Annotated in this window: 17 protein-coding genes and 1 pseudogene; 2 read left to right on the plus strand and 16 right to left on the minus strand. The window is 69.6% G+C overall.

The features are described 5' to 3' along the window. The 5 genes and pseudogenes from FHD68_RS19565 to FHD68_RS12125 form a co-directional block, all read right to left on the minus strand. Window positions 1–111: pseudogene (locus FHD68_RS19565) on the minus strand (ribonuclease HII); the annotation flags it as partial. Continuing rightward, window positions 108–587: an ureidoglycolate lyase gene (locus FHD68_RS12110; RefSeq protein ID WP_127897734.1), complete on the minus strand. Its 480-nt coding sequence runs from the start codon at window positions 585–587 to the stop codon at window positions 108–110. The gene FHD68_RS12110 and the pseudogene FHD68_RS19565, both read right to left, overlap by 4 nt. A 9-nt stretch (window positions 588–596) precedes the next feature. Beyond that, entirely contained in the window at window positions 597–1493 is an 897-nt protein-coding gene (locus tag FHD68_RS12115) for a glycosyl transferase family 90 (RefSeq protein ID WP_139085851.1), read from the minus strand. Then, the gene (locus tag FHD68_RS12120; protein WP_139085853.1) at window positions 1466–2233 is read right to left on the minus strand and encodes a hypothetical protein; all 768 of its coding nucleotides are present in this window, start codon (window positions 2231–2233) and stop codon (window positions 1466–1468) included. The genes FHD68_RS12115 and FHD68_RS12120 overlap by 28 nt, the downstream gene beginning before the upstream one ends. A 1-nt stretch (window position 2234) precedes the next feature. After that, window positions 2235–3431: an MFS transporter gene (locus FHD68_RS12125; RefSeq protein WP_127897732.1), complete on the minus strand. Its 1197-nt coding sequence runs from the start codon at window positions 3429–3431 to the stop codon at window positions 2235–2237. Between the two features lie 196 nt (window positions 3432–3627). Here FHD68_RS12125 and FHD68_RS12130 point away from each other — a divergent pair, with 196 nt between their 5' ends. After that, entirely contained in the window at window positions 3628–4383 is a 756-nt protein-coding gene (locus FHD68_RS12130) for a GntR family transcriptional regulator (protein ID WP_164871389.1), read from the plus strand. On the opposite strand, the gene FHD68_RS12135 is transcribed toward FHD68_RS12130, so the two are convergent. From FHD68_RS12135 to FHD68_RS12185, 11 genes are read right to left on the minus strand one after another with little or no spacing between them, the layout of a single operon-like run. Beyond that, the gene (locus tag FHD68_RS12135) at window positions 4380–5873 is read right to left on the minus strand and encodes a class I adenylate-forming enzyme family protein (RefSeq protein WP_127897730.1); all 1494 of its coding nucleotides are present in this window, start codon (window positions 5871–5873) and stop codon (window positions 4380–4382) included. The genes FHD68_RS12130 and FHD68_RS12135 overlap by 4 nt on opposite strands. Continuing rightward, window positions 5870–6679, minus strand: a complete 810-nt coding sequence (locus tag FHD68_RS12140) for an oxepin-CoA hydrolase, alternative type (protein WP_127897729.1) — start codon at window positions 6677–6679, stop codon at window positions 5870–5872. Before FHD68_RS12140 ends, FHD68_RS12135 begins: the two co-directional genes overlap by 4 nt. After that, entirely contained in the window at window positions 6676–7074 is a 399-nt protein-coding gene (locus FHD68_RS12145; protein ID WP_127897728.1) for a PaaI family thioesterase, read from the minus strand. Before FHD68_RS12145 ends, FHD68_RS12140 begins: the two co-directional genes overlap by 4 nt. Continuing rightward, window positions 7071–8069: an acyl-CoA dehydrogenase family protein gene (locus FHD68_RS12150; protein WP_127897727.1), complete on the minus strand. Its 999-nt coding sequence runs from the start codon at window positions 8067–8069 to the stop codon at window positions 7071–7073. The genes FHD68_RS12145 and FHD68_RS12150 overlap by 4 nt, the downstream gene beginning before the upstream one ends. Window positions 8070–8073: 4 nt before the next feature. Further along, window positions 8074–9255: an acyl-CoA dehydrogenase family protein gene (locus tag FHD68_RS12155; RefSeq protein WP_127897726.1), complete on the minus strand. Its 1182-nt coding sequence runs from the start codon at window positions 9253–9255 to the stop codon at window positions 8074–8076. Continuing rightward, window positions 9255–10430 carry an acetyl-CoA C-acyltransferase gene (locus tag FHD68_RS12160; RefSeq protein ID WP_127897725.1) on the minus strand — a complete coding sequence of 392 codons (1176 nt, stop codon included), beginning with the start codon at window positions 10428–10430 and terminating at the stop codon, window positions 9255–9257. The genes FHD68_RS12155 and FHD68_RS12160 overlap by 1 nt, the downstream gene beginning before the upstream one ends. Beyond that, window positions 10427–12511: a 3-hydroxyacyl-CoA dehydrogenase NAD-binding domain-containing protein gene (locus FHD68_RS12165; protein WP_240542483.1), complete on the minus strand. Its 2085-nt coding sequence runs from the start codon at window positions 12509–12511 to the stop codon at window positions 10427–10429. The genes FHD68_RS12160 and FHD68_RS12165 overlap by 4 nt, the downstream gene beginning before the upstream one ends. 13 nt (window positions 12512–12524) lie before the next feature. Then, a complete protein-coding gene (locus tag FHD68_RS12170; protein ID WP_045980968.1) occupies window positions 12525–13358 on the minus strand; it encodes an IclR family transcriptional regulator in 834 nt (277 codons plus the stop codon). Next, entirely contained in the window at window positions 13358–14686 is a 1329-nt protein-coding gene (locus FHD68_RS12175; protein WP_045980969.1) for a TRAP transporter large permease, read from the minus strand. The genes FHD68_RS12170 and FHD68_RS12175 overlap by 1 nt, the downstream gene beginning before the upstream one ends. Continuing rightward, window positions 14686–15192, minus strand: a complete 507-nt coding sequence (locus FHD68_RS12180; RefSeq protein WP_045980970.1) for a TRAP transporter small permease — start codon at window positions 15190–15192, stop codon at window positions 14686–14688. Before FHD68_RS12180 ends, FHD68_RS12175 begins: the two co-directional genes overlap by 1 nt. Window positions 15193–15196: 4 nt before the next feature. Then, window positions 15197–16255, minus strand: a complete 1059-nt coding sequence (locus tag FHD68_RS12185; RefSeq protein ID WP_127897722.1) for a C4-dicarboxylate TRAP transporter substrate-binding protein — start codon at window positions 16253–16255, stop codon at window positions 15197–15199. A 145-nt stretch (window positions 16256–16400) separates the two neighbouring features. Here FHD68_RS12185 and FHD68_RS12190 point away from each other — a divergent pair. Next, the coding region (locus FHD68_RS12190) for a L,D-transpeptidase family protein (protein WP_244297847.1) at window positions 16401–17618 on the plus strand (1218 nt) is incomplete at its 3' end.

A 17618-nucleotide genomic window follows, 5' to 3' on the forward strand; every position in this document is an offset into this window, starting at 1 on the left:
CGCCGCGGTGACGGGGCCGGCCAGCGGCCCGCGCCCGGCCTCGTCCACGCCCGCCACGCGACGCGCGCCCCCGGCCATGGCCAGGGTCTCGACGTTGTAATCGGGGGTCATGCGGTGATCCGCACCGCGGGGATGGTCACTTCCTCTAGGTTCGTGCCGGTCCCCTCGCGGTCCACGACCAGGAAATCGGCCGGCTGGTCCAAGGGCGTCAGCACGCCGTGCCAGGTTCCCGCGTGCAGGTTCACGCCGGTATGCGCCGGGACCAGGAACGCCCGCAGGGCGCCGGGTCGGCCGTCGTCATCGGGCGCGACCACCGACAGCCACGGCCGGTCGCCAAGCGGCATGAACGCCTGCGACCCAAGCGGGTGACGTTCCAGCAGCGTGCAGTCATAGGGCAGGCTGACGGCCTGGCTACGAAAAAGGGAAATGATCGCCTCTCCGCCGCCGCGCTCGACGGTGGCCAGGGCATGGTGGCGTTCGCAGCGGCCCGCATTGATCATGCGGTCGGGCGTCGCGCGCGGGGTCAGCACCTCGCCGAAGGGGGCGAAGGCGGCGGCGGTCAGGGGTTCGATGCGGATCGTGCTCATGGCGGTGTTCTAGCGCGCCGCAGCCAGCCCGTCGAGGATCAGACGCATCAGGTCCGCCCGTGCGGCGGGGTCGCGCAGATGCGCGGCCTCGGCGCGCGCGGCACGCGACATGGCGCGGCAGGCGTCGGGATGGGCGCGGGCCCAGGCCAGCTTGTCCTCCAGGTCGGTCAGGTGGCGCGCGACGGGGATGAAATGCTCCCAAGGCCGGAAGCGCCCCGAATAGAACACCTGCCAGCCGTCATCCTCGGCCAGCAGCACGCCGTTCTGGTCCAGCCCCGAGATGAAGTTCGACCCGTGGTCATACCCCGACAGGCACAGCTGATAGCGATAGGCCCGAAAGTCGCGGCGCCCCATGCGCGGGCGGCAATAGGGCGCGATCAGCGGGTCGTCGGCGTGCTGGCGGAAACCGTGCGCCATGACGATGCCCACATCGAAATCGGGATGATCGTGGAACCGGCGGACAAAGGCCATTCGGTTCGTGCGGCACAGGCCCTGCCACGCGGCCTCGCGATCCGCGGGGGTGGCGGCCTGGGCCAGACGCTGCAGCCAGACATGGCTGGCGGGACCGGGCTTGACCCCATCGCGCATTTCCGACCCCGAGATCATGCCGCGCCACACCAGCCGGTCCTGCTTGTCCTCCCAGGGGATGTCGTCGTCGGGCGCGGCGGGATCGAACCCCGGCAGGCCGATCGCGTGCTGGTCCGGCAGGGGCCACAGGACCGCGTTCACCGCCCCCGCCCGGCGGTTGTGGCACAGGACCGGACGATCCAGGGGCGCGCCCTGGGGGCTGCCGAACCAGCGACTGTCCTCCATGTCGATCCAGACCGGATCGCGGCGGTCCAGCGCCAGGATGTCGTTGATCACCCCCTCGGCCCGGATCAGCTTGAAGGGACGCCCCTCGCGCACCAGGGCCAGGGGGCGGTGGCCGGGGGGCGGTGGCCGGGGGGCGTCAGAAGGGTGAACTGCCGCGGCGCACCCGCCGCGTCGGTCACCGCGCCGCTGCCCGACAGGGTGCCGTCCCAACGGCAGGCGAATCCCGACAGCCCCTGCGCGCCGCCTGCCCCATCGGGGTTCAGGCCCGCAAGACAGAAGCGCGCGACATCCTGCGCCCAGCCCGGCGGTGCCTTGGGCGTCGGCGGCGGGTCCACGACGGGGTCCGGGACGGGCCAGCGGTCGGGCCAGTGGTCGGGCAGCCCCCGGTCCAGCACCAGCATCGGCCGCAGCCGTGCAGCCAGGTCCGCGGGGGTGCTGTCGGTCAGGTCCATCGTGATCAGCCGCGTGTCGTCCGCGAACAGGGCGCGCGTCGCGTCCAGATGCGCCTGCATCCCTTCGGGCCAGCGATGGCGGGGCGGGATGGTCAGCAGGAACAGCGCGTCGGGCAGACGGTCGCGCAGAAAGGCGATGCAGCGCCAGGCCTGCAATGTCGGGCGCCAATGGGGCCTTTCGCGGTACAGCCCGGCGATCAGCCGCGCGTTGGGCCAGCCGCGCAGGGGCTGCGTCCCCTGCCCCATCGCATAGACGATGTCCGCAGCCAGGCGCCCGCCGTCATGGCAGACCGCGCGATGGCCGTTGGCCTGAAACATCCGCGCCAGCGCCGCATCGATGGGGCCGTCGGGGCCGACATGGATGACGACCGGGTGGCCCATCTCAGCCCAGGCTGCGGCGCGGCAGCAGGATCGTCAGCAGCCCCAGCACCGGCAGGACCGAACACAGCAGGAAGACCGACCGGATCCCCTGCGCATCCGCCAACACCCCAAGCGCCGCGGCCGAGATCCCGCCCATCCCGAACGAGAAGCCGAAGAACAGCCCCGCGATCATGCCGGTGCGGCCCGGCACCAGCTCTTGCGCAAAGACCACGATGGCCGGAAAGGCCGATGCCAGCACCAGCCCGATCAGCACCGCCAGCACGCCCGTCGGCACCAGCCCCACATGTGGCAGCGCCAGCGTCAGCGGCAGCGCGCCCAGGATCGACACCCAGATGACCGTCAGCGGCCCGACCCTGTCGCCGATCACCCCGCCCAGCATGACGCCCGCCGCCATGCCGGCCAGGAACAGGAACAGCATGATCTGCGCGCCCTGGGTCGACAGGCCGAACTTGTCGATCGTGAAGAAGGTGAAATAGCTGCTCATCGAGGCGCTGTAGATGTTCTTGGTGAAGACCAGCACCGCCAGCACCGCGATGGCGCGGATCACCGTCGCGCGCGGCAGGCGCAGGGTACGGTCGGGGGTGGCGGTGCTGGCGCGGCGCCGATCCTCGGCCCAGCTGCCGACCTGCCACAGGATCGCGGCACCCAGGGCGGCCGCGACCGCGAACCAGGCCACGGCCGGACGGCCCAGCGGCACCACGATGAACGCGGCCAGCAGCGGCCCCAGCGCCTGCCCGCCATTGCCGCCCAGCTGGAACAGCGACTGCGCGGTGCCGAACCGCCCCCCCGACGCGATCCGCGCCACGCGCGAGCTTTCGGGATGGAACACGGCCGATCCGATGCCGATCAGCATCGCCCCCGACAAAAGCCAGGCATAACCCTCGGCCATGCCCAGCATCAGCACGCCGCACAGCGTCGAGGCCATGCCGAAGGGCAGCGACCGCGGCTGCGGGTGGCGGTCGGTGGCCATCCCGATCAGCGGCTGCAGCAGCGACGCGGTGACCTGGAAGGCCAAAGTCATCACGCCGATCTGGGCATAGGACAGGTCGAATTCGACCTGCAGCAGCGGATAGATGGCCGCCAGCATCGACTGCATCACGTCGTTGATCATGTGGCAAAGGCTGATCGCCATCAGCACGCCCCAGGATGTCAGCGTCGCGGGTCCGGGTGTCACCGAGGGATGGGTGGTCGAGCGCATCGAAAATCCGCCATCATGCTTGCACGATCTGCATTTATCAGACATCCTGCGAAATGAAAGCGTCGCGCGCCCGTCCGCCCGGGGTTTTTCCCCGGCCCGCGGCCAGCCGGGATGTCGCATGGCGAATTGGACAGCTTCCATTCTTGTGCGTATCATTTATCAAATCGGGACAGGTATATGTCACGAGTTCTTCAAAATGGCCAAGTTGTCCCAAGGTTCGTCCGTTACGATCCGCTCTTCCGGCGTCGACGCCGAACGGCGGCGACTCAACACATGGCAGGCGATCCGCGCGGATGTGCTGGGCCGGATCAGATCAGGCGAATGGCCGCCGGGCAGCCTGATCCCCACCGAACAGATGCTGTCGATCGAGATGGGCTGCGCGCGCGCCACGGTGAACCGTGCCCTGCGTGAGCTGGCCGCCAGCGGCATCATCCAGCGCCGCCGCAAGGTGGGTACCCGCGTGACCGCCACCACGTCCCGCCGCACGACCCTGTCGCTGCCGGTCCTGCGCGACGAGATCGAATCGCTTGGCGCGCGCTATGCCTATCAGATGACCGAATGCCTGCCCTGCAATCCCAGCCCCGCTGCGATGCAGGCGCTGCAGGTCGATGCCGACGACATGATGCTGCTGGTCAAGTCGCGCTATCTGGCCGACGACCGCCCGCATTGCTGCGAGGCGATCTGGCTGAACCCCCGCGCGCTGGCCCTGCCTGATTTCCATCTGTTCGCGCATGAGCCGCCGCAGGAATGGCTGGCCCGCAGCCTGCCCGTCACGCAAAGTCGCTTTTCGATCCTGGCCGAAGGGGCCAGCGGATCCTGTGCGGTGAACCTGACCATCGATCCGGGCACGCCGGTGATGACGATCGAGCGGGTCAACACGCTGGATTCGCTGCCTGTGTCGTTTGCCCGCCAGTTCTATCCGCCGATGCACCGCCTGGTGCTGGACGACTAAAGACCCAACAGGTCCGCGAAATGCGCGACAAGGCGGTGCTTGAGCACCTTGCCCGTCGCCGCCGCGGGCAGCGCGCCCGTCACGATGATCCGCGTGGGCCGCTTGTAGGCCGACAGCCGCGCCGCCGCATGGGCCGCCAGCGCATCGGCCGTCACCGCATCCGGCGAAATCAGCTGACAGAAGGCCAGGATATCCTCGTCGCCCCCCTCGCGCGCGCGGCCGATCACGGCGGTCTGCAGGACGGCCGGATGATCGTTCAGCGCGGCCTCGACCTCGGGGGGATAGACGTTGAAGCCGCCGCGGATGATCAGCTCCTTGCAACGGCCCACGATGTGCAGCCGCCCCTGCGCGTCGATCCGGCCCAGATCGCCGGTGCGCATCCAGCCGTCCCGCAATACCTGCGCCGTCCCCTCCGCATTGCGAAAATAGCCGCGCATGATGTGCGGACCGCGCGTCAGCACCTCTCCCGTGCCGGGTTCGCGGCCGATCGTCTCGTCCAGCGCGATCTGGACCCCCGGCAGCGGGTGGCCCGCCGACGGGTCCGGGTCGCCGATGGCGCTGTTCGTGACGGTCACCCCCGCCGTGGTCTCGGTCATGCCGTAACCGTTCTGCAGCGCGATGCCATAGAACGCCTCGGCCCGCCGCTTCCAGTCGGGGTCCAGGGGCGCCGCGCCGCTGCTGACATAGCGCAGCGGGCGGGCCAGACGCTCCAGCCCCTGGGCGCGCGCCTCGGCCATGATGGCCGCGTGCATCTGCGGAACGGCGGGCAGGACGGTCACGTCCGATTGCAGCGCGGCCAGCGTCTGCGCGGCGGAAAAGCGCGGCTCCAGCCGGATATGCGCGCCCGTGGCCAGCCCCGCGGCCAGCATCGAGGTCAGCCCGAAGACATGCGTCAGCGGCAGAACGCCCCAGATGACGTCATCCGCCTGCATCCCCCGCAACCGGGCCGAGCTTTCCCCGCCAAAGATCAGGTTCCCGTGGGTCAGCATCACCCCCTTGGGCGTGCCCGTCGTGCCGGTGGTGTAGAGGATCACCGCCGTCATCGCGTTTTGCGGCTCGACCTGCTCCGGCACGGCGTCGAACGGCCCCGCGACATGCAGTGCCGCCCCGGCCAGCGTGACGGCGCGTGCATCGCCAGCATGGACACGCGCGGGTTCGCTGACATCGGACAGGAACAGGGTCAGGCGCGGTTCGGTATGGGCCGCGATCTTGGCCAGCTCCGGCTCGGTCATGCGCGCGTTCACGGGCACCAGCACCGCGTCCATGCGGCTGGCGGCCAGCAGCAGGACCGGCACCGGGGCCGCATTCTCGGCCACCACCAGCAGCCGGTCGCCGGGGCGCAGGCCCATCGCCGCCAGATCCGCCTGCGTCCGCCGGACCAGATCGTCCAGCGCGGCATAGGTCAGGGTGCGTCCTGTCCCGTCGGTCAGGGCCGGACGGTCGGGATGGGCCGCGCGGGCGGCGTCGAACAGCTGGTGGATACGGGTCATGAATCCTCGCGAAGGCGGCGGAAATCGGGGGGGCGCTTGGCCAGGAAGGCGGTGATGCCCTCGGCCGCCTCGCGCGAGGCCAAGGCCGTGGCCATCGCATCGCGTTCGGCGGTCAGCTGCGCCTCCAGCAGGGTGGCGCGGGCGCCGGTCAGCAGATGCTTGATCGCGGCCTGCGCCTCGGCGGGCCCTGCGGCCAGGCGGTCGGCCAGGGCCATGGCGGCCATGATGGCCTCTCCGGGCTCGGTCAGTTCCTGGATGACGCCCAGGGCGTGCAGGCGTTCGGCGCCCACGGGCTGACCGGTCAGAGCCATGGCCGCGGCCATCTGCGGCGGCAGGCAGGCGGTCAGCGCCGCGGTCAGCCCGCCATCGGGCACCAGCCCGGCATTCACATAGGCCGCCGTATAGCGCGCATCGCGGGCTGACACGATCATGTCGCAGGCCAAAGCCAGTGACAGGCCCGCGCCGGCGGCGCCCCCCTCGACCACGGCGATGACCGGGCGGGGGCAGGCCACGACCGCGCGCATCAGGTCATTCAGCGCGTCGATGCGGGCGCGGCGCTGATCCTCGGACATCTCCTGCGCCTTGATCAGCATGGTCAGATCGCCGCCCGCGCAGAAGAAATCGCCTTCGCCCATGATCAGCACGGCGCCGATGCGGGGGTTGTCGGTCGCCAGCTCCAGCGCGCGGTGCAGGCCCTTGTAGAAATCGCGCGTCAGTGCGTTGCGGCGGGCGGCGTTGCGGTTCTCGACCACCAGGCGGTCGCCCAGGTCGCTGATTTCGCAATGCGGATTGGTGAGGTCGGTCATGGGGCGGCCCTTGTCCTGCGGAAGACGCCGGTCGCGGTGGCGATCAGCGTGCCGTCCTCATGCCGCAAGGCGCCCTCGATGAACAGGGTGGCGCGCCCGCCGCCCGTCACGCGGCCCGTGGCGGTCACGCGCCCCGGATGGCCCGGGGCCAGATAATTCACCGTCAGCGACAGCGTGGTGAAGGGATGGCGGCCCGTGGCATCGACCGTCAGGCTGCCCGTGGCCCCCATCGCGCTGTCCAGAAGGGTCGCGGCCAGCCCGCCATGCAGGATGCCCTGACGGTTCAGATGGCGGTCGTCCAGATCCAGCCAGCAGACCGCCCCCGCCCGGCAGCCCACGTCCAGGACATAGCCGATCAGGGACTGGGTGCCGGTTTCGCCGTGGATCAGGGTCATGCGAAGGCGGGCTCGCCGCGCGCGAAGCGCTCCAGGTGGAAATCCGCGTCGCCCATGGCTGTGTCGGCGGCCAGCAGGCGGCGGATCATGCCGCCAAGCGCGTATTCCTCGGTCATGCCAATGCCGCCATGCAGCTGCACCGATTCTTCGGCCACCAGCCGCGCGACCCGGCCCAGGGTGACCTTGCAGGCCTGCAGGTGCCGGGCGCGCAGCGGCGCCTCGGCATCCAGATGGCCCGCGAAATTGGTGACGGCGGACCGCGCCTGTTCGACCTCGACGGACAGGTCGGCGGCGCGATGCGCTAAGGCCTGGAACGCGATCAGCGGCTGGCCGAACTGCTTGCGGGTGCGCAGATAGTCCAGCGTCAGATCGACCGCCGCGCTCAGCGTGCCCAAGGCATAGGCCGCATGGGCCAGGACGCCGCGCGCCAGCACCACGTCGAAATCGGCCAAGGCCCCAAGCCGCGTGGCGGGGGTGGCGTCAAAGATCAGGTCGGCGCCGCGCTGATCGTCCATCAGCGGATAGGGGCGGACGGTCAGACCCGTCGCGTCGGGCGCGACCAGCCACAGCGCATCGGCGGTGGTGACGATGATCGCGGCGGCCCCTTCGGCCCCCGCCACCATGGTCTTGCGCCCGGTCAGGCGGTCGCCATCGACGCTGATCGCCACGCCCCGGTCGTAACGCGTGCCGGGTTCGGCATCGGCGAAGGCGATGGTCGCATCATCGTCAGCAGGCTGGCCCGCCTGCGCCAGGGCCGCCGCCCCGATCATCGTGCCGATCAGCGGCAGGGACGCGCCCGCCCGGCCCAGGGCCTCGAAGATCAGCGCCACGGCGGCGCCCGATCCGTCGAAACCGCCCTCGGCCTCGGTCAGCAGGGCCTGGGGGACGCCGGCCTCCTGCAGGGCGGGCATCAGCGCCTCGCCGGAATGGCGGGCCAGGATGCCGCGCAGGCTGTCCTGCAGCATGCGGTGGTCGTCGGAAAGCTGAAAGTCCATGGGCTTATCCTTTCGCCAGCGCGCCGGAGATGATGCTGCGCTGGACCTCGTTCGAGCCGCCATAGATCGACAGCTTGCGGTTGTTCAGCCAGGTGGCGCTGGCGGCCAGGGCCTCGTCGGCACCCTCGGGGCCTTCGTTGCCCTCCAGCGTCAGGGCCATCGCCTGCCCGCCATAGGCGCGCCGAGTCAGCGCATCCAGCCGCTGGCGGATCTGGGTGCCCTTGATCTTGAGCATGCTGCTCTCGATGCCGGGCGCCTGGCCCTGGGCCGCCGCCGACAGCATGCGCAGGTTGGTGGTGGACATGGCCATCAACTCGATCTCGACCCCCGCCATCTCGGCGGCGAACAGCGGATCGTCGGACAGGGGCTGGCCGCGATGGCGCTGCGCCTTGGCGACGCGTTTCAGGTTGTCCAGCGCGGCGGTGGCGAATCCCACGCCCGCGATGTTCGTGCGTTCATGCGTCAGCAGGTACTTGGCATAGGTCCAGCCCTGGTTCTCCTCGCCGACCAGATTGGCGGCGGGGACGCGGACATTGTCGAACCAGACCTCGTTCACCTCGGCCGTGCCGTCCAGCAGGACGATGGGGCGCACGGTGACGCCCGGCGTCTCCATGTCAATGAGCAGGAAGCTGATGCCCTCCTGCTTCTTGCCCGTCGCATTGGTGCGCACCAAGCAGAAGATCATGTTGGCGTGCTGGCCAAGCGTGGTCCAGGTCTTCTGCCCGTTGACGACATAATAGTCGCCGTCGCGCACGGCCTCGCAGCGCAGGCTGGCCAAGTCCGATCCGGCGCCGGGCTCGGAATAGCCTTGGCACCACCAGTCGTCGCCGTTCAGGATGCGGGGCAGCCAATAGTCCTGCTGTTCCTTGGACCCGAATTTCTGCAGTACCGGCCCCAGCATGGCGATGCCGAAGGGCACGATGCGCGGCGCATGCGCGCGGGCCGATTCCTCCTCGAAGATGTGGCGCTGGATCGCGGTCCAGCCCGCGCCGCCGAACTCCTTGGGCCAGTTCCCGGCCAGCCAGCCGCGTGATTGCAGCTTGGCATGCCAGCCCTCCATCTCGGCCTTGGTCAGGTCGTGATGGAGCCGCACCTTGCGGGCCAGCGCGGGGTCCAGCTCGGCCTTCAGAAAGGCGCGGATGTCGTCGCGGAAGGCGGTTTCCTCGGGGGTAAAGCTCATGTCCATCAAAAGATCTCCAGAAGTCCGGCGGCGCCCTGGCCACCGCCCACGCACATGGTCACGACGCCCCATTTGGCGCCCCGACGGCGGCCTTCGCGCAGCAGATGGCCCGCGGTGCGCGCGCCGGTCATGCCGAAGGGATGGCCGATGGAAATGGCCCCGCCGTTCACGTTGTATTTCGCCGGGTCGATGCCGAGCGTGTCGCGGCTGTACAGGCACTGGCTGGCGAAGGCCTCGTTCAGCTCCCACAGGTCGATGTCGTTCACCGTCAGCCCGTGGCGCTCCAGCAGGCGCGGCACGGCAAAGACCGGGCCGATGCCCATCTCGTCGGGCGCGCAGCCCGCGACGGCAAAGCCGCGGAAGGCGCCAAGCGGTTCCAGGTTCAGCGATGCGGCCAGGTCGGCCTCCATCACCAGCAACGCCGCGGCCCCGTCGGACAGCTGGGACGCGTTGCCTGCGGTCACGAACTGACCCGCGCCGCGCACCGGCTCCAGCTTGGCCAGCGCCTCCAGCGTGGTGCCGGGACGGTTGCCTTCATCGGCGGCGATGGTGACCTCGCGGTCGGCGGTCTCGCCGGTGGCCTTGTCGGTGACGGACATGGTGACCGTCATCGGGATGATCTCGTCGTCGAAAATCCCGGCGGCCTGAGCCGCGGCGGTGCGGGCCTGAGATTCGACGGCATAGGCATCCTGCGCCTCGCGGCTGACGCCATAGCGGGCCGCCACGATGTCGGCGGTCTCGATCATGGTCATGTAGAGGTCGGGGCGGTTCGCCTCGATCCATCCTTCCCGCGAATGGCGCACGGGCGGCTGGACCATCGAGATGCTCTCGACCCCGCCGACCAGCACGGCGCGCGCGCCCTCATGGGCGACCATCTGCGCGCCCTGCGCCAGCGCCTGCAGGCCCGAGGCGCAGAAGCGGTTGACCGTGGCGCCCGCGATGCTGTCTGGCAGGCCCGCGCGGATCACCGCCTGACGGGCGATGTTGCCGCCCGTCGCGGCCTCGGGATAGCCGCAACCCCAGATGCTGTCTTCGATCAGCGCGGGGTCGATGCCCGCACGCTCGACCACGGCGCGGGCGGTGGCGCCGGCCAGCACGGCCCCGTGGGTCTGATTGAAGGCGCCGCGTTTCGCGCGCCCGATGGCGGTGCGGGCGGTCGAGACGATCACGGGCTGTTTCATGCGGAGATTCCTTGGTTCAGGTCGGCAAAGCCGCGGCCGTCGGCCACCAGTTCGGCCAGAAGCGGCGCGGGCTGCCAGAAATGGTCGTCATCTTCGGCAAAGCGGCGGATGTCGGACAAGATGCGGTCCAGACCGTGGGCGTCGGCCCAGTGCATCGGACCGCCCCGCCAGCGCGGAAAGCCGTATCCGTTCAGCATGACCACATCGACGTCCAGCGGCTGCAGCGCGGTGCCGTCGGCGACCGTGCGGGCAGCCTCGTTCACCATCGCGGCCATGGTGCGGGCGACGATTTCGGCGTCGTCGAAATCGCGGGGCGTGATGCCCAGATCGGACCGCACCGCGTCCAGGATCGCGGGCAGGTCCGGGTTCGGCTGCGGCTTGCCGTCGGCATAGACGTAATAGCCGCGCCCCGTCTTGCGGCCCAGATCGCCCTGTTCGTACAGGCGGTCGGCAAAGACCGGAACACGGTCGCGCGGATGGCGGTCGGCCGCCTTGCGCTGGCGGGTCATCGCGCCGATGTCCAGGCCCGCCAGATCGCTGACCGCATAGGGGCCCATGGCGAACCCGAAATCGGTCAGCGCGCGGTCGACCTGCTGGGGCGACGCACCGTCCAGCACCATCGCATCGACCGCCGCGCGGTAATGCGACAGGATGCGGTTGCCGATGAAACCGTCGCAGACGCCCGCGCGCACCGCGATCTTGCCAAGGCGCTTGGCCAGGGCAAAGCCCGTGGCCACGACCTCGGGGGCAGTGCGGTCCGCGACCACGACCTCCAGCAGGCGCATGACATGGGCCGGAGAGAAGAAATGCAGGCCGATCACGTCGCGCGGGCGGCGCGTCGCGTCGGCGATGCGGTCCACGTCCAGATAGGAGGTGTTGGTCGCCAGCACAGCATCGGGCTTTGCCACGCGGTCGATGGCGGCAAAGACCTGTTCCTTGACCTCCATCGATTCGAACACCGCCTCGACGATCAGGTCGGCCTGACCCAGGGCCGCGTAATCCGTGTCGGTGCGGAATGCCCCGGACAGGATCGCATCCCGGCGCGCGGCGGCCAGCTTGCCGCGGCTGACGGCCCCCGCCAGCAGGTCGCCGACCGTCGCCTGCGCGCGGGCGGTCGCCTGGTCGTCGCGTTCGATCAGGGTCACGTCCAGCCCGGCCAGCAGGCAGGACACCGCGATGCCCGCGCCCATCGTGCCGCCGCCGATCACGCCGATCCGGTCCAGGGGGCGCGGTGCCACGCCCTTGATCTGCGGCAGATGGGCCACGGCGCGTTCGGAAAAGAAGGCATGGATCAGTGCGGCGCGCTGCGGGCTGTCCATCAGCGCCATAAAGCCCGCGCGCTCAATCGCCATGCCCTGGTCAAAGGGCTGCGCCAGGCCGTCGGTCACCACGTCCACCGCCGTCGCCTGCGCGATCTGGCCGGGCAGCTTGCGCGCCAGGGTGGCCTTCAGCGCCTGCGCGGCATCCGGGTCCGGGGCGGGGGCGGGCAGATCGCGCGTCCGGCGCGGCGGCTGGCCCGCCAGCGTTTCGGCCAGCGCGATCGCATCCGCGGTCAGATCGCCCTGCGACAGCGCGTCGATCAGTCCCAGGTCCAGCGCCTGCGCGGCGGGAACCTGGCGGGCGCTGGTGATGATGTCCAGGGCGGCGGCGGTGCCGATCAGGCGCGGCAGGCGTTGCGTGCCGCCCGCACCGGGCAGCAGCCCCAAGGTCACCTCGGGCAGGCCCATGCGGGTGCCGGGGGCCGCGATCCGCGCATGGCACCCAAGGGCCAGTTCCAGCCCGCCGCCCAGGGCGGTGCCATGCAGCGCCGCGACGACGGGCTTGTCCTGGGACTCGATGGCGGCGATCACGTCGGGCAGGATCGGGGCCTGCGAAGGCTTGCCGAATTCCGAGATGTCGGCACCTGCGACCCAGGTGCGGCCGGCGCACAGGATCACGGCAGCGTCTGCGCCTGTGTCCGCGGCAAAGTCGCGCGCCGCGTCCATCAGGCCCTGCCGCACGGCATGGCCCGTGGCGTTGACCGGCGGATTGTCGATGGTAATCAGGCCGATGCGGCCTTGGCGGGCATAGGATACGGACATCTGGGAAAACCTCTCAGTCATTCGGGCTGCCGGGCCAGGCGGGCACGCCGTCGGCACCGACCAGCCGTTGCAGGCGGGCGACCGTTTCGCGCAGCACGGGGCCGACATGGGCATGGATGCGGTCATCGGGCAGCACGTCGTCCAGCGCCCCGCAGGAGAACATCACCGGGCCGGCCAGCCGCGCCGACCGGAACGGCACCGACACCGCCGAGATGTTGGACGAATAGCGCAGCCCCTGGCGCACCACGGTATAGCCCTTGGCGATCAGTTGGCCGCGTGCCTCCAGCCGCAGATCCTCCAGCGTGCCGCCGTCCAGCGGCGGTTCGGGATGATCGGCCAGCAGGCCCGCGAATTCCTCGCGCGTGGTGGCGCCCAGTAGGGCCAGGCCCGACGACGATCCGGCGATGGGCAGGCGGTGGCCCACCTCCAGCCAGATCGACGCCGCGCGCTGCGGCCGCCAGGTGCGCATCAGGGCGACCTTGTCGCGGTCGCGCACCGCGAACAGGACCAGCGTGCCGGTCTGGTCGGCCAGGGCCTGCATCATGCCCTGCGCCGAATCCAGGAAGGCCAGCGATGCCGCCGCCACATGCCCCATCGCCAGCAGCGTCGGGCCGGGACGATAGCGGTCGTTGCGCTGCGGCTGCGTCAGGTAGCCCAGGCAGCCAAGCGTGTAGGTCAGCCGCGACACGGTAGATTTCGGCAGGCCGGTGCGTTCCGCGATCTGCGCGTTGCTCAGCCCGTCGTCATCGGTCCGGAACGCCCGCAGCACCGACAGCCCGCGCGCCAGCGCGGTGGCAAAGTTGCGGTCGTCCTCATAATCGGGGCGCGTGTCCGGGGCCGGGGTCATCACATGGACCCCGGAATCAGCAGCGACAGGATGGGGAACAGGATCAGCAGCAGCAGGACCAGCATGTCCACGGCCAGGAACCGCGTGACGCCGGCAAAGATCTTGTCGATCCCCACCGACTTGGTGACGTTGCTGACGACGAAGACGTTCAGGCCCACGGGCGGCGTGATCAGCCCGATCTCCAGCAGCTTGACGACGATGACGCCGAACCAGATCAGGTTCAGGCCGTAACCCTCGATCAGCGGCACCATGAAGGGCAGCGTCAGGACCATGATCCCGATCGGGTCCAGGAACATGCCCAGCACCAGATAGATCACCACGACGACCAGCATCAGCATGGCCAGCGACAGTTCGGCGTCCGACACCATGCCCACGACCGCCCCCGCCATGCCCGTCAGCGCGACGAAGCTGACGAAGATCTTGGCGGCGCCCGCGATCAGGAAGATCGCCGCGGTCTGCACCAGGCTTTCGCGGACGGCGCGCCACATGACGCCCATCGTCAGGCGGCGTTGGGCAAAGCCGATGATCGTGGTCAGCACGACGCTGACGGCCGCGGCCTCGGTCGCGGTGAACATGCCGCCATAGATGCCGCCGACGATGACCACGAACAGCAGCAGCGCGGGCCAGGCCGCGATGGCCGCATCGGTCCGGCTGGCATCGCCGCGTTCGCCGCGGGGGGCCGCGTCCGGGTCACGGTTCACCCACCAGGCGATGACCAGCAGCATGCCCGCCAGCGACAGGATGCCCGGCAGGATGCCCGCCAGAAACAGTTGCGCGATCGATGTCTCGGTGAAGATGCCATACAGGATGAACAGCACGGATGGCGGGATCAGCGATCCCAGGGTGCCGCCCACCGCCACCGATGCGGTGGCCAGCTTGGGGTCATAGCCCATGCGCAGCATCTCGGGGACGCAGATGCGTCCCATCGTCGAGGCGCAGGCGATCGACGACCCCGAGATGGCCGAGAACCCGCCGCATCCCAGCACCGATGCCATCGCCACGCCGCCTCGCACCGGCCGCAGCCAGACCGCCGCCGCGTCATAGATGCGCGTGGTGATGCCGGCATAGAACGCGATGTTGCCCAGGGCCACGAACAGCGGCACCATCGACAGATCATAGGAATGGACCAGGTCGAAGAAATTCGAGAAGACCACCGAGCTGGTGGGGTTCAGCGCCCGTTCCGGCATCCACGCGCCGGTGCGCGTGGCATAGACCAGGAACGTGCCGACGCTGGCCACGCCCGCCAGGGCGAACGCGATGGGCACGCGCATCGCCAGCAGCACCAGAACCGCCGCCATCGCGACAAGGCCGATCGTCATCGGGTCCATCAGTTCACCTCGTTTCCGTCGGCATCCAGGATCACGTCGCCGTGGCGCAGCTGCCGCAGGTCCCCCACCAACAGCATCGCCAGACGCACCCACATTAGCAGCAGCCCGGCCATGAACAGCGCCACGCCCGGCCAACGCGGCAGGTTCAGGTCGCCATAGTAGAACTCGCCCGAGGCGAAGGCCTGACCGGCCACCCGCCAGGACGCATAGATCAGCGGCATCAGCGCCAGAAGGCCCACGACATGGCCCAGCACGATGAGGGTCGCGCGCAGGCGGGGCGGCATGCGGTCCGACAGGAAGGTGACGGCGACGTGGCTGCGCGCCGCCGTCGCCGCCGCCATGGGCAGCAGGATGGCCGCGACCATCAGTTCGCGGACCAGGATGATCGCATCGGGCACGCTGGTTCCCCAGAACGCGCGCATCGCCACGTTAGCAAAGATCACCAGCCCCAGCGCGATCAGCGCCAAGACGGCCAGGTCCAGAAGTGTCCGTTCGATCACGCGCATGGGATCAGCCGCGCTCCCAGGGATAACCCTGCGTTTCCAGCTCCTGCGTGTATTGCGCGATCAGGCCGCGGTATTCGTCCAGCAGCGCCTGTCCGTCCAGGCCCGCGGCATCCGCCCGTGCGACCCATTCGTCCAGGTAGGGCTGGCCCGCCTCGGTCAGCCGCGCGCGATCCTCGTCCGAGAAGCTGACGATCTCCTTGCCGGCATCCTCCAGGATCTTGATCGATTCGGCGTTCGCCTGTTCGATGATGCGGCCGAATTCGTCGGCCAGCCCCTCGCCTGCGGTCATGATGACCTGCTGCTGCTCGGGGGACAGCGAATCGAACATCGACTTGTTCATGACGATGCCAAGCGCGCCGACCTGGCCCCAGTCGATGAAGGTGTAGCTGTCGAAGACCTCGTCGAACTTCAGCGCCGCGACCAGGTAGGAATAGGTCTGGGTGCAGTCCAGCAGGCCGTTCTCCATGCCCTGATAGGCCTCGTAGACGCTCATGTCGACCAGGGTCGCGCCCAGGTCGCGGAAGGTCTGGCCATAGGCGCCGACGCCACGCACCTTCTTGCCCGCCAGCTGGTCGACCGAGGTCACCGCCGGCCCCTTGCAGCCCATCTGCACCGCAGAGGTCGTGTAGGTGCCCACATAGACCAGGTTCTGCGCGGCCAGGTTGGCCTTAATCTGCTCGTTGTTGCGCATCAGCGCGTCGGTGGCCTTCATGCCCACCCACGGATCGGGGTTGTCCAGCGGCAGGTCGGCGATGCCGTAGGCCACCATGTCCTGGGGGAAGTAGACGCCGATGACGCTGCCCAGGTCGGCCACGCCGTCGCGCAGGGACTGGACGGCGGCCTTTTCCGAAAAGAGCGCCCCGCCCCAGGTGATGTCCAGCATCAGGTCGCCGCCCGATTGTTCGGCCACCTGATCGGCGAACCACTGCGTCGCCTCGGCGCGCGCGCCGCGGTTGGGACCGGGCTCGCCATAGATCAGCGTGGTCTGCGACATGGCGGGGGCGGCAAGGGCTGCGGTCAGGCCGACAGCCATTAGCGCCGTGCGATACGACGGTGTGGTCATGATAAAACTCCTCCCAGTTCCACTTAGCAGGCTGCCATTCCGCACTGCGGAACGCAACCTTGAATTGACCTGATTGTGACCACTGCGCTATCTGGCGGTTTTCCGCCTGATGCCGGATGTTGCGCCTTCACCATCGGAGCTTCCCATGACGCCCCACCCCGTCCGACCGCTGCTGCTGGCCCTTGGCCTGTCCCTGGGCTGGGCCTGGCCCGCCGCGGCCCAGACCCCGGACCTGCCCTTCACCGCCACCGAGATCGAGGCCGCGCAGTATGACGGCAGCGATCTGCCCCGGGGCCGGTCGGCCCTGACCGCCAAGGTGCAGCTGCTGCTGGACCGGTCCGGGACCTCTCCGGGCGTCATCGACGGGTTCAAGGGCGGGATGAGCCAGAGCGCGATCAAGGCGTTCGAACGCCGCACGGGCCTGCCCCAGGACGGCGTGATGGACCCCCATGTCTGGAATCTGCTGCAGTCCTTCGCGACGCGCCCCGTCACCCAGACCTATGTCGTCACCGCCGAGGACGCCGCTGGGCTGGCCGCGTCGATCCCCACGGATTACGCGGAAAAGGCGCTGATGCCCGCCATGGCCCATACCAGCGTCGCCGAGCGCCTGGGCGAGCGGTTCCACATGGACGAGAAGTTCATCGAGTTCCTGAACCCCGGCGTGGCCCTGGTACCCGGCGCGACCATCCAGGTGATGGCGCCGAATCCCCGCCTGCGCGGCCAGGTCACGCGGATCATCATCGACAAGGACAACCGCCGCGTCGCCGGATACAACGCCCGCGGCCAGATGGTCGTGGATTACCCAGCGACCATCGGCAGCAGCGCCACCCCCTCGCCGCAGGGGGCGCACAACGTGCGGACCGTGGCGATCAACCCGAACTATACCTACAATCCCAACGTCAATTTCCGCCAGGAAGGCAACGACAGTCCGCTGGTCATCCCGCCGGGGCCGAACGGGCCGGTGGGCACCGTCTGGATCGGGCTGACCAAGCCCACCTACGGCATCCACGGCACGCCCACCCCGTCGCAGCTGTTCGCGAACCAGTCGATGGGCTGCGTGCGCCTGACCAACTGGGATGCCGAGGAGCTGGCCGGCATGGTCACCATCGGCGGCACCGAGGTCCAGTTTCTGGATGCCGGGGTCACCATCGCCGACGTGACCGGCAGCGGCACCGCGGTCAGCCCGCCCGTGGCCGAAATCGCGCTGCCCGAGGGCACGACCGACCAGATCACGACGCCAGATCCCGCGCAGCCGCTGTCGCTGCCCGATCCTCAGGCGCCTGCCACCGTCGCCCCGACGACCCCGACGGCCCCGGCTGCCGCTGCCCCGAGCCCCGCTGCCCCGACGCCGGTGGCCCCTGCG

The sequence above is a fragment of the Paracoccus marcusii genome (genome assembly GCF_006151785.1).
Classification (GTDB): domain Bacteria; phylum Pseudomonadota; class Alphaproteobacteria; order Rhodobacterales; family Rhodobacteraceae; genus Paracoccus; species Paracoccus marcusii.

Bases quoted from the DNA above. Each gene is read 5' to 3' on its own strand.
- FHD68_RS12160 (WP_127897725.1), bottom strand. From the start codon at position 10,430: ATGAAACAGCCCGTGATCGTCTCGACCGCCCGCACCGCCATCGGGCGC.
- FHD68_RS12180 (WP_045980970.1), bottom strand. From the start codon at position 15,192: ATGCGCGTGATCGAACGGACACTTCTGGACCTGGCCGTCTTGGCGCTG.
- FHD68_RS12130 (WP_164871389.1), top strand. From the start codon at position 3,628: ATGGCCAAGTTGTCCCAAGGTTCGTCCGTTACGATCCGCTCTTCCGGC.
- FHD68_RS12140 (WP_127897729.1), bottom strand. From the start codon at position 6,679: ATGACCGACCTCACCAATCCGCATTGCGAAATCAGCGACCTGGGCGAC.
- FHD68_RS12175 (WP_045980969.1), bottom strand. From the start codon at position 14,686: ATGGACCCGATGACGATCGGCCTTGTCGCGATGGCGGCGGTTCTGGTG.
- FHD68_RS12150 (WP_127897727.1), bottom strand. From the start codon at position 8,069: ATGGACTTTCAGCTTTCCGACGACCACCGCATGCTGCAGGACAGCCTG.
- FHD68_RS12185 (WP_127897722.1), bottom strand. From the start codon at position 16,255: ATGACCACACCGTCGTATCGCACGGCGCTAATGGCTGTCGGCCTGACC.
- FHD68_RS12120 (WP_139085853.1), bottom strand. From the start codon at position 2,233: ATGGGCCACCCGGTCGTCATCCATGTCGGCCCCGACGGCCCCATCGAT.
- FHD68_RS12170 (WP_045980968.1), bottom strand. From the start codon at position 13,358: ATGACCCCGGCCCCGGACACGCGCCCCGATTATGAGGACGACCGCAAC.
- FHD68_RS12155 (WP_127897726.1), bottom strand. From the start codon at position 9,255: ATGGACATGAGCTTTACCCCCGAGGAAACCGCCTTCCGCGACGACATC.
- FHD68_RS12125 (WP_127897732.1), bottom strand. From the start codon at position 3,431: ATGCGCTCGACCACCCATCCCTCGGTGACACCCGGACCCGCGACGCTG.
- FHD68_RS12145 (WP_127897728.1), bottom strand. From the start codon at position 7,074: ATGACCCTGATCCACGGCGAAACCGGCACCCAGTCCCTGATCGGCTAT.
- FHD68_RS12165 (WP_240542483.1), bottom strand. From the start codon at position 12,511: ATGTCCGTATCCTATGCCCGCCAAGGCCGCATCGGCCTGATTACCATC.
- FHD68_RS12110 (WP_127897734.1), bottom strand. From the start codon at position 587: ATGAGCACGATCCGCATCGAACCCCTGACCGCCGCCGCCTTCGCCCCC.
- FHD68_RS12135 (WP_127897730.1), bottom strand. From the start codon at position 5,873: ATGACCCGTATCCACCAGCTGTTCGACGCCGCCCGCGCGGCCCATCCC.